18 protein-coding genes are annotated in these 13419 nt (G+C 63.9%); 5 read left to right on the forward strand and 13 right to left on the reverse strand.

All coding sequences use genetic code 11. The features are described 5' to 3' along the window. Positions 1 to 150: 150 nt before the first annotated feature. From BEMPMBAN_RS17465 to BEMPMBAN_RS17485, 5 genes are all read right to left on the reverse strand, one after another. Positions 151 to 777, reverse strand: coding sequence for a hypothetical protein (locus BEMPMBAN_RS17465; protein WP_159232343.1), 627 nt, complete (start codon positions 775 to 777; stop codon positions 151 to 153). Beyond that, positions 774 to 1418, reverse strand: a complete 645-nt coding sequence (locus BEMPMBAN_RS17470) for a hypothetical protein (RefSeq protein ID WP_159232345.1) — start codon at positions 1416 to 1418, stop codon at positions 774 to 776. The genes BEMPMBAN_RS17465 and BEMPMBAN_RS17470 overlap by 4 nt, the downstream gene beginning before the upstream one ends. A 48-nt stretch (positions 1419 to 1466) precedes the next feature. After that, positions 1467 to 1703, reverse strand: a complete 237-nt coding sequence (gene nrdH / locus BEMPMBAN_RS17475) for a glutaredoxin-like protein NrdH (protein ID WP_159232347.1) — start codon at positions 1701 to 1703, stop codon at positions 1467 to 1469. Positions 1704 to 2214: 511 nt separating this feature from the next. Further along, complete coding sequence (locus BEMPMBAN_RS17480; RefSeq protein ID WP_159232349.1) at positions 2215 to 3252, reverse strand: DUF932 domain-containing protein; 1038 nt, start codon at positions 3250 to 3252, stop codon at positions 2215 to 2217. A gap of 339 nt (positions 3253 to 3591) precedes the next feature. Continuing rightward, the gene (locus BEMPMBAN_RS17485; protein WP_159232351.1) at positions 3592 to 5313 is read right to left on the reverse strand and encodes a ParB/RepB/Spo0J family partition protein; all 1722 of its coding nucleotides are present in this window, start codon (positions 5311 to 5313) and stop codon (positions 3592 to 3594) included. Between the two features lie 206 nt (positions 5314 to 5519). Here BEMPMBAN_RS17485 and BEMPMBAN_RS17490 point away from each other — a divergent pair, with 206 nt between their 5' ends. Then, positions 5520 to 5666, forward strand: coding sequence for a hypothetical protein (locus tag BEMPMBAN_RS17490; RefSeq protein WP_159232353.1), 147 nt, complete (start codon positions 5520 to 5522; stop codon positions 5664 to 5666). Between the two features lie 73 nt (positions 5667 to 5739). Next, a complete protein-coding gene (locus BEMPMBAN_RS17495) occupies positions 5740 to 6090 on the forward strand; it encodes a hypothetical protein (protein WP_159232355.1) in 351 nt (116 codons plus the stop codon). 251 nt (positions 6091 to 6341) lie between these two features. Here BEMPMBAN_RS17495 and BEMPMBAN_RS17500 read toward each other — a convergent pair whose 3' ends face one another. The 5 genes from BEMPMBAN_RS17500 to BEMPMBAN_RS17520 all read right to left on the reverse strand — a co-directional run bounded on the left by BEMPMBAN_RS17500 (position 6342) and on the right by BEMPMBAN_RS17520 (position 8331). Then, positions 6342 to 6686: a hypothetical protein gene (locus BEMPMBAN_RS17500; protein WP_159232358.1), complete on the reverse strand. Its 345-nt coding sequence runs from the start codon at positions 6684 to 6686 to the stop codon at positions 6342 to 6344. A 19-nt stretch (positions 6687 to 6705) separates the two neighbouring features. Beyond that, on the reverse strand, positions 6706 to 7086 hold the full coding sequence (locus tag BEMPMBAN_RS17505; RefSeq protein ID WP_159232360.1) for a hypothetical protein: 381 nt from the start codon (positions 7084 to 7086) through the stop codon (positions 6706 to 6708). Between the two features lie 28 nt (positions 7087 to 7114). After that, positions 7115 to 7666 (reverse strand): hypothetical protein, encoded by a 552-nt coding sequence (locus BEMPMBAN_RS17510; RefSeq protein ID WP_159232362.1) that lies wholly within the window; start codon positions 7664 to 7666, stop codon positions 7115 to 7117. Positions 7667 to 7781: 115 nt separating this feature from the next. Next, positions 7782 to 8057, reverse strand: coding sequence for a type II toxin-antitoxin system RelE family toxin (locus BEMPMBAN_RS17515; RefSeq protein WP_234897543.1), 276 nt, complete (start codon positions 8055 to 8057; stop codon positions 7782 to 7784). A 1-nt stretch (position 8058) separates the two neighbouring features. Beyond that, complete coding sequence (locus BEMPMBAN_RS17520) at positions 8059 to 8331, reverse strand: type II toxin-antitoxin system Phd/YefM family antitoxin (RefSeq protein ID WP_272952242.1); 273 nt, start codon at positions 8329 to 8331, stop codon at positions 8059 to 8061. Between the two features lie 317 nt (positions 8332 to 8648). On the opposite strand from BEMPMBAN_RS17520, the gene BEMPMBAN_RS17525 reads away from it, so the two are divergent. From BEMPMBAN_RS17525 to BEMPMBAN_RS17535, 3 genes are all read left to right on the forward strand, one after another. Next, entirely contained in the window at positions 8649 to 9683 is a 1035-nt protein-coding gene (locus tag BEMPMBAN_RS17525) for an XRE family transcriptional regulator (protein ID WP_200846024.1), read from the forward strand. Positions 9684 to 9852: 169 nt separating this feature from the next. After that, on the forward strand, positions 9853 to 10329 hold the full coding sequence (locus BEMPMBAN_RS17530) for a hypothetical protein (RefSeq protein WP_159232375.1): 477 nt from the start codon (positions 9853 to 9855) through the stop codon (positions 10327 to 10329). A gap of 13 nt (positions 10330 to 10342) precedes the next feature. Then, on the forward strand, positions 10343 to 10531 hold the full coding sequence (locus BEMPMBAN_RS17535) for a hypothetical protein (protein WP_200846025.1): 189 nt from the start codon (positions 10343 to 10345) through the stop codon (positions 10529 to 10531). A 63-nt stretch (positions 10532 to 10594) separates the two neighbouring features. On the opposite strand, the gene BEMPMBAN_RS32705 is transcribed toward BEMPMBAN_RS17535, so the two are convergent. The 3 genes from BEMPMBAN_RS32705 to BEMPMBAN_RS17550 form a co-directional block, all read right to left on the reverse strand. Beyond that, positions 10595 to 11002, reverse strand: coding sequence for a hypothetical protein (locus BEMPMBAN_RS32705; protein ID WP_234897544.1), 408 nt, complete (start codon positions 11000 to 11002; stop codon positions 10595 to 10597). Between the two features lie 486 nt (positions 11003 to 11488). After that, complete coding sequence (locus tag BEMPMBAN_RS32710) at positions 11489 to 11929, reverse strand: hypothetical protein (protein WP_234897545.1); 441 nt, start codon at positions 11927 to 11929, stop codon at positions 11489 to 11491. 403 nt (positions 11930 to 12332) lie between these two features. Further along, positions 12333 to 13247: a ParA family protein gene (locus BEMPMBAN_RS17550; protein WP_234897546.1), complete on the reverse strand. Its 915-nt coding sequence runs from the start codon at positions 13245 to 13247 to the stop codon at positions 12333 to 12335. Positions 13248 to 13419 lie beyond the last annotated feature (172 nt).

Genomic DNA, 13419 nt, shown 5'->3' on the forward strand with positions numbered 1-13419 from the left:
GGAGCGTCCGCTGTGTATACGAGACAGCGTACATGCTGTCGAGCCGGGGGGTGGCGCGGGCGGGTGCGCTGCNGGGGTGGGTGAAGTTGACCGCAGCCAGATGCCGAGCGGTACAGGCGATTACGCGAGAGTCGAGGGTGTTACCCGTATTCATGGCTTCCACCAGCCTGGTTTTGCGGTGGCTTCGGCGCGGCGGCGCAGTTCGGCGAGCTCGTTGCGGATGGCGATGAACTGGGCGGTGAGGGCTTCGGGTTCGGCGTTGGTTTCTCCGAGCTGCTGCATGCGCAGGCCGGCTTGGGTGAATCCGCGGCGGTAGGCCTCCTCGAGGACGTCGCGTGCGTAGGTGCCGGCGGCGACGTCGGGGGTCATGGCGTGGCGGTAAGCGTCGAATACGTAGAGCGCGACTGTCTTGATCTGGTGAGCGGTGGGGAGCTGGTCGGGCTGCAGGGCTTCGCTGTAAGGCTGGGTCCGGGCGGCGGCCATGATGGCGACCGGGTTGGGATCTTGGCCGCCGTCGACGAGGGTGGTGATGATCTCGTAGACCCAGCGGGCGGTGGGGTGCCAGATGGCGGTGGCTGGCACTGCCTGCAGGAGCGGTTGGGCCTGGGTGGTGGTGAGCCACATCAGGGATCCGACGAGTTGGTTTTCGGGGTTCCATTGGGCCAGAACGGTATCGGCGTGCCAACCGTCGTAGGTGTCGATGTCCGGGGCGGCCGTTGTGGGGTCGTCGACGTCGTCGACCAGGTGCAGGGATGGGCGCTGGATTGCTGCGGTCATGATGCTTTTGCTCCCCAGATGAGTAGGGCGGTCCACCAGATGAGTGCGGCGGTCTGCTGCGGTGTGATGTCGGGGGTGAGGTGGCGTTGCACTTCGCCGGCCAGTTGGGCGGCGCTGAGGGTGTGGCCGGTTTTGGCGAGGTCGATGGCGTAGTCGCGCAGGATCTCCAGGCGTGTCTGCCGCGGCCGTGGGACGTCCTGGTTTCCGTTGTCGGACAGGCGGGCGGCTTCGTCGAACAGGGTTCCGGCGCGGAACTGGCGCAGCGCTTCGGCGCGGGCCGCGGTCAGCACATGGCCGGCGCGGTTGCGGCCGGGATCGTGGTCGATGCCGTGGTAGTAGGCGGCCTCGTGGTCGGCGATCCATTCCTGGGCGGCCGCTGCGCAGTAGTACGGGGACATCACGGGTTGGCCGGGTTGGGGTTCGATGGTGGCGGTTCCGACCACGCGGGGCTGGGCCTTGGGTGAGCCTTCGAGCTTGACCAGGTTGAACGTCGAGGCGTGCGTGTTGGCATTGCCGTGGGCGTGCAGGTAGAGGTCTTCGCCGATCGCGTGGGACATGAGCATCCGGTGGGCGTCTTCGAAGTCGACGAACCCTGGTGTGGTGGTGGTGGTTTCGTCGCGGGTGACGGTGAGTTGGTGCATGGTGTGAGCTCCTCGGTGCGGGTCGGTGACTGCGGCGGGGGTATGTGGTCAGGCCACCCGAGAAGTCAGTGAACGGATGCGGTCTGGACGAAAGCCCGCCCAGTGCTCGGCGCCGGCCACGACGACGGGCGCCTGCAGGTAGCCCAGGCTCATCACGTAGTCGCGGGCTTCGCTGTTGGTGGCGATGTCGACGGTGTCGTAGCTCAGGCCGGCCTTGGCCAGGGCCTTGTAGGTGGCGGTGCATTGCACGCAAGACGGTTTGGTGTAAACGGTGATGTGAGACATTTGTGGCCTCCTTCGAATTGGTGCGGGATTTCTTCTATTCTATGTCTAATTTGCTGGATTTGCTACGCTTCGTTGCTTTCAATCTCCATTCTTTTTAATCGGAAACCGAAACGTTACGGCCATTCCTCAGCGAAACACAGCGTTGTGTTTCTTTTGTCCTGAAACCCTTTCTTTCGGCGGTTCTGGCAAGTAGTTAACCCGCTGATGGTGCTGGGTAGCGCAAGGTTTCGGGGGGAAAGTTTTCCGCGAGCGCAGCGAGGTTGTGGGGAAAAGTTTCCTCGCCGCAGGCCGAAGCCGATGGCCTTGCGCTACCCAGCACCATCAGTGCATGATCCAAAGGCCAGAACCGGGGTGAGAAATTCGTGACCAGAAACCCAACCTTGGCATTTATTCGAAAAGGGTGATGCTGTTTGGTCGCAGTAATGGGGCAGCGCCGCCAGGCGCTTCCGCGCGGCAACGTCACCGGGCCCGGGCCGCCGGCGGGTGTGCCGGCGGCCCGGGTGGCGGGGTTTCAGAGGGTTTGCAGCATCCGGAACGCTTGGGTCTTGATCGTCTGCGCCGTGCTGCCGATGGTCACCGCGCGCAGGGCGCGGGTCGTTGCGGCGTCACCACGGCCGCGCACGGTCGAGTAGTGGTCGACGTACTCGGTGACCGCGTTGTAGGCCGCCCATCGGGTGTTGGCGATCGGGGCGACGGTGGGCGATGACGTCCACAGCTTCACGATCGCGCGGGACTGCTGGCTGCGGGTGTTCTTGGTCGCGGCGGTGGTGGCCGCGTCCACTGCGAGCAGCTCGTCGGTGAATGCGCGCATCTGGTCGATGTCCATGGGTCGGGCGTAGAGGGCGGCGGCTTCGTCTTCGAATGCCTTGACATACCTCCAGGTCAGCCGCAGCGCTTCGCGGGCTTCGGCGATGGCCAGGCGGGCGCCGCCGGTGTGGCGGATAGCGAAACTTGCCTTCGCTTCCCGGATCGCGGCGCTTTGGGTGTTGGCGCACACGATCCGCACGGGGGTGACCAGGAACCGGAACGCGCTGGTGCCGTCGTGGGAGTTGAGCGCGGCCAAGTAGAACTCTGTGCGGTCTTTGGATCCGTCGACCCCGTCGAACGTCATGGCCTCGGGCAGTTTCATGGTCACGAACGTTTCACGGCCTCCGCGCAGCGCTCCGGCTGTCTCGAACACGGCTCCGCCCTGGTCGGTGAGGGCATTGAGCAGATCGCAGGACGCTTCGTTCTGCAGCGGCTCGTACTTGCTGCCAACCACACCGAGCACGTCGATACGCCCGGGGACGATCGGGTTGTCTCGAACGGTGGCGTAGTGGTCGGGCACGCTCAGCGGGGCCGGGGTACTGACCCCGTCGGCGGTAACGACGGGCTCAAGTGCGACCTGAAGCGGCATCTTTCGCACGTTCCATCCGGCCAGGTGGGCGGCTTCCAACGCTTCGCGGGCGGTCATCGTGTGATTGACCGACTGGCCGAGTCGGTGCCAGGCGTCGGGGCGTGAGTTGGCAAAGGAGACAACGTTGTTGGTGGAGTCGAGTTCGTGAGCCATGGTGATCGTGACCTTTCGGGTTGAGGTGAGGGGCTGCTTGGGTGCTGCCCGTTGTTTTTGCCTTCCGGCACCGAGATCAAAAACCGGCATCAGGGCCGGTAAAGCAGCAAGTGCCCGGCGGTGCCGGTGTCCCAGGGAGCGCAGCGACCGGCAGGGGGACCGGGGCCGCGCCGTAGGCCGAAGCGGGCACTTGTGCGGCCGGACCGCCGGTTATGATCGATGGCCGGAAAGGCAAACGAAAACGTTTTTTTCGAGTTGGGCAGCGCCGCAGGCGCTTCCGCCCTGTCAGTTCGGGGTGCGGGGCTGCGAAACCGCTGGTTCCGCAGCCCCGCCCGTCACCTACTCGTGCTCAGTGCTGGGTACTTCGACGGCGTCCTCGTCAAGGCTGTCGCTGGTGTCCGCGGCGGCGCTTGCTGAGAGGGTTTCGTCGTATACCTCGTCTTCGGTGCGCTCACCGAGGATGATGCGTTCGACCTCGGCGAGCTGGTATCCGTTCTCGGCGAGGAAGGCAAGGTAATCGATGCTGCCGACGCTGTACCGCATGAACGGGCGAGCGCCGCCGCTGCGCCACGCATCCTTGGTTGTGCGGGCTTCCAGCGCGCCGAGAACCACCGCGAGGATCAGGACTTGGGCGCGGCCGTCGCCGGTGGGCGGCAGATCGGTGATGAATTTGCGCATTTCCTGGCCTTTGGGCACACCGAGCAGATCGTTGGTTGTGGCTGCCGCGTGGTAGTCGTTGATCAGTGCTGGCTCGCGGAAAAGGCACTCCGCAATGAAGATAGATGCTCCTTTGGGCAGCGTCTTGCGTGTCAGTAGCTTGGTCACGAACTCGCGGCGCACACCCGTTGCCGCTTCGCCGAGTCGGTTGAGTGCGATCACCTTGCGGCGCGCTCGTCGCTGGTCCTGGGCCTCCTGCTCCTGCTGCTGCGCCTCGGTGAGTACTTCGGCCGCAGGTGTGTCGCCCTCGCCGTCGTCGGCGGCGTTGACGCTGTCGCCGCCTGTCGATGACTCAGCGGTGTCCTCGGGCTGGGCGTAGCGCAGAAACCACGGGTCGAGGGTGAGCCCTGCGGCGGCGTAGTCGAGGCAGTAGTACGCGGGTACGAAGACTGTGCGGTCGCTGATGGTGTTGTAGTGGCGCATCCCTTCCTCGGGCGTGGCTTCTGGGTTGTCCTCGGTGTTCCAGTCGACCGTTGACTCATCGACCACCTCACCGGTTTCGGCGTCGAGCCAGGCTTCTTCCTCCTCGACCAGGACGGCCCAGTGCGCGGGATCGGTCACCACGTCCTCACTGACGCTCTCGCCGGTGGCGCTGCGCAGGTTCTGCAGCGCGACGCACTCGATATCCCACGGACGGGGCCGATCCTCCAAGATGGTGAATCCTTTGTCGCGCCACTGGGCCTGGGCCTTCAACTGGGCCTGCCAGTTGGCCTGCTGCTCGCGCAGCTGGGCCACGACGTGATCGAAACGCGGCGTTCCCGCAGCGCTGGTGAGCCGGTCCAATGCATCGGGGAAGTCCTCGAACTCGGTCAGTGCTGCCGCTTCGGTGAGGCTGAGCTGGCCGACGTCGAGTGCCTGCATTGCAGCGGTGGACTTGCGGATGGTGTCGGCTGCTTTGACGGTTTCTTTGTCCACGGACAGCTTTTTGGCGACCTTGGTGACGCTCAGGCCTGCGTCCATCATCTGCTGGATGCCGCGTGCGTACTCGGCGTCGGTGAGGTCGTCGCGGTGAGCGTTTTCGACAATCTGCTCGCTGACGCGCTCCACCGTCTGGTCCCCGGTGGTGTGGGGGCGGACGTAGACCGGAACGGTGGCCAGGCCTGCTTCGCGGGCGGCCAGCGTGCGGCGCTGGCCCATCCGTACGAGGACCTGGCCGTCGCTGTCGCGGACGGCGACGATCGGCTCTAGAACGCCGTGCTCTTTGATGCTGGCGATGAAGTCGGTCTTGAGGTTGGCGACGTTGCGGACGTTGGTGTCCACAACCAGCGAGCGGGGGTCGAGGTGTTCGAGCGTGGCGCTGTCCTCGGCGGTGGTGGCCTGGGTGTCGATGCTCGTGTCGGTCATGGCAGTGCCTTCCTGTGGTGGGGGCCTCGCGGCCGCCCGTTCTTTTTGCCTTCTGGCACAAGAGATCGAGGCCGAGCAGGCCGTGGGAGCGTCTGGGCCCCGGGGTGGGAAGGCGGCGAGGGAGCGCAGCGAGTGTGGCCGGCTGAGCGCCGCCGAAGGCCAAGCGCAGCGCCGCCGGTGGCCTAGCGCGAGCCGGACGCCGGCCTATGATCGATGTGCAGAAGGCAATGGAACTCAGCTGTTCCTTTGCAATGCAGGCGGGCGTTTTGATGACTCGGTGGTTGCTGGAGTCGCGGCTGATGGAGTTACTGGCCGCGTCCGCGCGCCGCCGCTACGGCGCCATCGCAGCCTGAGTGCCTGTTTGTAAACCCGGGCGGAGCGTAGGCTATCCGTTCGCATCTAACGTCACCGTCGCCGGGCCCCATCATGATCGGCCGACCACGGCGCTGTCTGGACTGCGGTGCGGCACTGCCGGCCGACGCCGATGCTCGCCGATCATTCTGTGGGCAGGCCTGCGTCTCTCGGGCCTACCGCAAGCGCGTCCGCCTGCTCAAGCGGACCGCCCGGGCCCGCGAGGTCATCGCCAGCTTCGGCCAGCTCAACCGTCTGGAAAAGGCGGGCATCGTCACCGGATACCTGATCATCGAGGGCATCCAGTGCCCCATCTGCGCGAAAGTGGTCTGGCAAGGCGTCCGTCGCCGGCGCGACGCCGTCTACTGCTCCAACCACTGCCGTCAAGCCGCATATCGACAGCGCATACATGACGCTCAGCTGTAACGAAACCGACTGCCCGTGACGGCTTCCCGTCATCGATCGCCAGGTCAGCCAAGACGTCGCACATCGCCACGGCCCTGCAACCGCGCGGGGCACGCTACAGGTGTGCAAACAGGCTCTTAGTTCGACCTATCCGAGCTCGGTGAGAAATGCCACTGATAGTGGCCCGCTACAAGCCTTTCGGAGGCAATGCACAAGACCGGTTGAGGGTGTTCATAGGTCTTTGCCGGCCAACGGTCCCAAGGTGCGTGCTGTCAGCAAACAAAGAATGGGTCAAGAAACTCGCGAATCTCAGTGGAGTCGGGCACGAGTCGGACTGAGTGCGTCAGATAGTAGCTGTGGCGAGAGTCAAGCATCATCACGGCGGCAGCCATCGCGGCCTGCGGATGCGGCACGCGGATGGTGCCGACTTCAGGGATGGTGCACTCAGAGCCCGGCTCTGTGTTCATCATCGCACTGATCGAATCATCACGGGATTCCTCTGACGAACCGCAGATCGTCTGATCGTTGAGAGTGATGGACCATTCCTGCACGCAACCGTCGGTCGCGTTCACGGTAACAGCAAGATCGAAGGCAGAGTTGTCCAAGTCGTCGAGCATGGTTGTCCTCCACAGTGATTCAGCGGTAAGAGATTTGGGGTCGTTCCTCCGGTGTGGTCGTCGGCCAGCTCCGGTGGCACACGTGTACCGAGATCACCTCGCTTGACACATCGCGCAACATTTCAAGCAGGGCGAGTTGTGACTCGATTCGGGGGACAGGGCCATCCGTGAGCAGATACTCCGGTGTCACCCCGAAGAACGCTGCGATAGCGGATAATTCGGTGTGATCAGGATCGGTTCTACGCCCGTCCAGAAGCGCATCAAGCGCGCCAGCTGTCATCGACACGCCATGATCAGCCGTAATCGCGGCCGCAGCTGCTTGTGTGGAGATCGGTGGCTCAGACGCTTTGTGCATGACGCTGAACAGGCGATTAAGCTTCGATGCGAGGCTGTGACTCACAGCATCCATTCTATGGGGGAGTGATCAGTTAGGTCGTGCTGAGGAGTGATTGGCGTGCTCGGCACCGAGCGGCCTGGTCGAGCGCAATGGGGGTGCCGATCTGAGTGAATGCCCATTCCCACTCGTCGACATTCCACGCATTCGCGGTTGCGTCGTCACGTCGACGCAACAGTCGAGCAGCGCGCCGCCTCGTGAGTCGTACCGGCAGGGATGCAAGTCCACGTGCCACTAGGTATCCCGTTGGGAGAACGAGGATCCAGGCCGCAGCCACCCACGCCGGCCACCCGTGGTTGCCACCCGCCACGGCCAGCGCAATCGTCATTGCTCCAACGAGGATCACTGGTCCCAGGTTGCGTACCACCCAGCGAGGGTTTCTGCTGAGCAGCAACAGAAATGGAGCCGGTCCCACCAGGGTGAGATAGCCGGCCACGCCGAGATATCCCCAGATCCCGGGGGCGATGAGCCCTGCCATCATGCGGATTCCGGTGACCATCACATAGACGATAAGAGCCAGTCCGAACAGCACGCTCGAAGCCGTCCGCACCTTTGCCCATGCTGCTGACCGCGCGTTGGTTGCCATGGGGACATCCTCTCTCTGAGGTCTGACATCTACGGCTCGGCGGGTCCTGTTCGAGCCGGTAATTTCGTCAAGTGACGTTTATCCTGCAGGGGGTTGGCTTGCCGGGGACACGGGGCTAGGGGCGGTAGACGTTGGCCCGGTGGTCAATTCGGTGCACCCAGATTGTCTGTGCCTCGTCGTCAATCCGGTACAGCAGGCGGTAGGGACCCCGGCGGGCGCTGTACTGGCCGACCAGTTCTCGTCCGAGCGGCTTGCCGACGCGCCGCGGTTCGCGGGCCAGGTCTCCGAACGCGAACTCGATGACTGCGCCCACGATTCGCGGCGGAAGCTTGTCGAGGTCACGACGTGCCGTAGCGGTAAAACGTGTCGCGTAGCCATCCGGAGCGCCCACGTCAGGGAGTCCGCCGGGGCACCTGGTAGGCCGTCCGGATCTCATCTTCGCCGAACGTGCGTCCTTCGGCGATGTCGGCCTCGGATTCGCTGACCGAGGCGACGGTGCCGGGCTGCGAGAGCCAGTGCAACGTCTCTTGCAGAGATTCCCACTCGTCGACGCCTATCAGGACCGCGGCCGGCGCACCGTTCTTGGTGATGGTGATCTGGTCATGCGTTTGGGATACCGCGTCGACGTACTCGTTGATCTTGTCTTTCAGACGTGAGATCGGCATGATCCTCATAGTCCGACCATAGGCCGTTATTTGGGCCCTTGCAAGGCCTAAATAAAGGCCGATAATTTATCTTATGTCAGTTAAGCGGTACTTAACACTAGTGATAAGTACCTATTGACATAGGCTCGTATCGCCCTCATGCTGAGTGAATGCCCCCCAGCAGTCGCCTGGTCGACCTGATCGACTGGTACAAGAACGCTCATCCGGACGTCACGGACGCCGAGATCGCGCGACGGGTCGGCATCACGCGAGCGAATCTGTCTCAGTGGCGCTCCAATGGTGTGCGTGGATGGCCGGCGCGGGCCACCCTCGACGCGTTGGCCGCAACGATCGGCCGGCCATATCGAGAGGTGCTCGAGGCGGTGTTGGCTGATAGCGGCTATGCGGATACCAGCAGGAGCTCCACGGCCGCGGCGCGGCCGCACCAGGTGGTGCTCGACGAGGCGGTGCGGGTGCTCACCGAAGCCGCGAGGCTCACCAACCAGCCGGTACGTCGAGCAGCCGATGGTTCTTGGGAACCTGACCTCGATGCCGATGGCCTCCCGATCGATTGGGCCGCGTTCGTCACCACAGCCCTTGCTGGCGCGGCCGCCAACATCGGTGGCATTGATGCGATTTTGGCGGGCCGGCCGGGCTCCTGGGAAGCCGGGGTGATTCGGGATGCCCTCAATGCCGCTGTGGGCCACGATGAATGGGATCTGTGGCGTCACCGGACCGAACCGGTCAACGTCGTCGTGCACCCCGAACGGATCCTGTACGACATGGGTGCATCGGTGTGGGAAAACGGATTTCATGCCGCCGAGACCGAGCTCTATCGCCGGGAAAACGCGATCAGACCAAGCCACACGTACAGCTATCCCGGCCACGAGCTCAGCGACGACATGCGCGCGTACTACACAGATCTGGGTGTCGAGATCATTGACGGCCCTCCCCCACCACTGCCAACGGTCGAGCAGATCGAGACAGCGATGGCGGCCGAACGAGAAAACCCCACCGAGCTCACCCCGGAGGAACAAGCCGACGAAGACGCGCTAGCAGCTATCGGGGTGCTTAGTGACCGCCTGGAAGCCCTCCAGCGCGAAGAACGCGCTGAATACGGCCGCCAGGTCGCCCAGGCCGTCAGAGAGCGTCTCACAGCCCTCAACCTGCCCGTCCCAGTGACTGTTTCGGTCGACCTCGCCACTCCATGGCATCAGGTACCAGAAAGCCCCCTGGAGGACTGGGCCACCGGAGGGATCGACCGAGCTATCGCGGAAGCGATCGCCGAAACGCCGACACCCGACACCCTGCCCGGTACGCCGTTGGAGCGGGCAGAAGCCGCACTCCAACGCGAGCAGAACGGGAGCAATTGATGACTGAATCTGATCGTGGGTCACCGCTCTTTCCGACCACTGCAGAATCTCGACCGGCACCGCGCGAAGCGCCTCATCGATCGCCGGATGGCCGATTGAAACGAGAGTTCACAGCTCTGCATGTTCATCCGACAATGAGTTTCGTCGACAGCGGTAGGAGGTAGGCGGGATGGACGAGATTACCGAGCCCGAGCCGAGGTTTCGACCAACACCGGAAATCCCTGCATGGCGGCCGCCTGCGCCTCTGACGGTCGTGTTAACCGAGCCAGACGCCGCCGAACTAGCTGGTTATCTGAGCCGTGATACAGGCTGGTGGTACTTCCAAGACCGGCAATCGATCAACGGCGTCCGCCTCGACATGAAAGCCGAGCAGGCGTGGGAAGAGGATCCCAACACCGGAACGGTTTGGGTCGGCTTGTATTTGCCCGGGTACTACCTCGCGTGTGAACTTGACCGAAAGACAGCCCGCGAGGTCGCTGCTGCCCTTACCGGTGAGTCGACAGTCGCAGTGCCGATGTCGTTCACGTGTGAGCCGTGGGACGAAGACTGGCTAGCTGAACCCGTGCGCGTGTACATCGAGGCAGAGCGAAACGGCGATTCGCGCAACCCGGCCAGGCTTTCGTTCGGACGAGGTGGCGATGGGTAGCGGGTACTGGGTTGTGAGCGTCGATCGGGACACGGGCGAGGCGACCACATCGGAGCGGATCGACAATAAAGACAAGGCTTGGGAGGAAGCGGCCAAACTTGAACAACCGAACATCTTCACCACGGTGGTCCCCCGCCGCCACGGAGCGGCGCGACCAGCCCTAGATCACATCAATCCCCAGGACGGCTCTAACGATGACTGATCGTCGGCGCACCGACCCAGAACAACCCGCCGCCGGCCAATGCCGAACATCAAGCTGGCTTCGTCAAACAGTCAAACAGCGGCAGGCTTGGTGGAGCGTGTGAGCAAGCGCGGAATGACTCTGACAGTTGAGGTCGCGGAATCGTTTCTGAGAGAACAGAATTACGCTGCTGCCTGCAACCTGGGCGTTGATGAGCGCAACGCTCGGCAGTACCTCGATGACGACACCCTCGACGAGCTCGCCGACGAGCTCGTGTCTAGCTTCGCCGACGAAGCGCCGGGAAGTAATCTGTTCGACCTTCCGCGGACCGCACACATCAGCGTGGCCAACCTCGGCCGGTTCATCGCCGGCCTTGCCGAGGCCATCCAGTTCTTCGGAATCTTCCAAGAGATCGACGATGCCGATCGGCGCGCCAGAATCCACGAGATTGCCCAGCTCTTGTCGGTGGCCGGCCTGGTTCAGTCCGATCACACCAATTGGCCCTGTAGCCGCTCCCCCAGCGATGTTCGCACGGATTGCGCGGACATTGACCACCGTCGCCGACCTCACCGACAACGACGACCTGGCCGCGGCGCTGCGACGAGACGCGATGCGAGCCCGCGCCGGATCAACCTCGTGAGTGCGGCGGGCGAGACTCGATTCGAGCATCCCGAACAGGGGGGAACCGGATTGGTCGTGTGTGTTGGAACGCGCGTGGCCAGTCATTGAGATGTTGGCGAACGCGCTGCGGGACGGCCTGGACACCGCTGAGCCAAGGCCCCGCACCCGTACGCCGAATTGCCTGGCAACGAGCGTCTCACCATGAAATGCGCCGAGGTCGGGGCCGCCGACGTCGTGGCGTTGGTGCAGCCCGAACTCGAAGCGCGCAGGATCTGGCGCTACGTCACGTGGCTCTTAGCGTGATCGCACGGTGGGAGCCGGGGCCCGACTCCGACTCCCCCAACCGCGCCCGTCGGCTTACTTTTGCTTCTTGCCTGGTCCCGCACTGCTGGGCAAATAGGCGTCGAGCGCCGCCGCGACCATCTCGCTGCGGTTGGTTTCCCGCGCGCCCGGACGCTGTTCCCGGATCTGCTTGGTCGACCAGTCTTGCAGTGTCTTCATCACCTTCAGCTCAGCCTTTGTCGGCCGAATCCGCAGCGGCAGAGGCGTTTCAGACCCCGAGTCACCCGGCGCATCACGCCACGGAAAGAGGTCACCCGGGTTGGGCCCTGGCCGACGAGCAAGTATCAGCGACGGCAGCTCGGGCGCGTGCTTACGCAGAGCATTGAGCACGACGGCAGTGTGACTGGGAGCTTTCGACCGGGCCTTGTCGAATCGCGCAACGATCGATTCCGGGATGCTCATAACGGTCGGCGATACGATCTGCGCTTCGGGATCTCGCAGATCGATGTCGAGCACCGGGAGCTTGGCGGCCGTCGTCGATGATTCCTGACCCGACTTGTCGTTAGGGCTGGCCAGCTCTCCCCTAGGCTTCTCGTCCACGGCGGGCTCAACGGGAGCAGGCGCCGCGGGCGCGGCGGCGGCGCGCTGCGGGGTATCGGTGCTGGTGGGCGCGGCTGAGCCGGGCTCTTGCGGCTTGGTCTCCTGCTCGACCGGCGATGGCGACTGCTTGTCAGCCGCGTCGACGACCGGTTCAGGCCGCGCCGAGGCCTCCTGGACCGGCGCAGGCTCAGGATCGTCGACTTTATCGGGTACGACAGCCAGAGGCGTTGATGTCGCAGGGTGACGCGGCGGCGGCGCCTGGCGTGTGCGCCGCGTCCGTCGGTTGTTCAGTGCGTCGATTCCACTCCGTGCCATGGTCTTACTCACTCTCCCCTGCTGACCTGGTGATGGCCAGTTCCACCACTGCCCTGGCGACTGCCGTCACCTCTTGTACGAATGGCCGGCTGCGGGCCGGCACCGGTTTGCGTGCAGACACAGCCATGCGGTACTGACGCTGGGCAAGCCAGGGGTACTTGCTGATCGGTGGCAGCACCGGAATGTCGTAGGTCTTGCTGATCCGTTCCAAGTGGTCGACCCGCTTTTTCGGAGCCGCAGCCACCACGTTGGGCACGATTAACAGCGGATACGCTCGCAGTTCCTCGACCTGACCCTCCAGAGCTTCGAGTGCCCGCACTTCCAGTTCCACTGGCGTGACGATGACATGGGCCGCCGCGACGGCGCCGTAGGTGCTGTCGCCTCCGCCCGGGTGGGTGTCGATGACAACCGGGCGCCGCCACTCGGCCGACCACTGCTCGATGTGGCGCGTAATGACTTCGTCTTCGGGTTGGTTGGCCATCCAGTCGGGGTGCGACGGAACGAGATCGGCGCGGAACTCGCCGCCCTTGAGTGGCCGTGGGGTTCGTCCGGTCTCAAACGCATCGAGCAGGGGTGCGTTGGTGCGGGTCTCGTAGCGGTAACCCCATGCGCGGGTTGCGTTGCCTCGGTCCCAGTCGAAGTCGACAAGAACTGCGCCGAGAATCCATGCGATCTCTTTGGAGATTTCGGTCTTGCCAACGCCGCCTTTCCAGGCAGCAACGGTCACAATCAGATTGCTCAACGCCTGCCTGAGCACCGGCTCTGGCGTGCTCGACAGCAGGGAGTCCCCCCAGTCGGAGTCCTCGTCGTCGTCGCGACCAAACGGATACCTCAGGCGCTCCAGGGCGAGGTCGATCGGTGAGATCTCGGCATCAATCACGCTGGTAGTCGTCATGCTTTCCGCCACTCCCCCGCTCACGCGGTAGTTTCTCGGGTATGCCTCGCGGTGTTCCGCGTCATGTCCCACATACTAACTCACGCAATATCTCATTAGCTATCTCAAACGACCGCGTGTCTACTACTTCACGCGATAGTGCGCGAGATACGCGACGCGATAACGGCGGCGTCCACGCTCCCCCTGTTGCACGTGT

It is taken from the genome of Mycolicibacterium austroafricanum (assembly GCF_902705885.1).
Taxonomy (GTDB): Bacteria; Actinomycetota; Actinomycetes; order Mycobacteriales; family Mycobacteriaceae; genus Mycobacterium; species Mycobacterium vanbaalenii_A.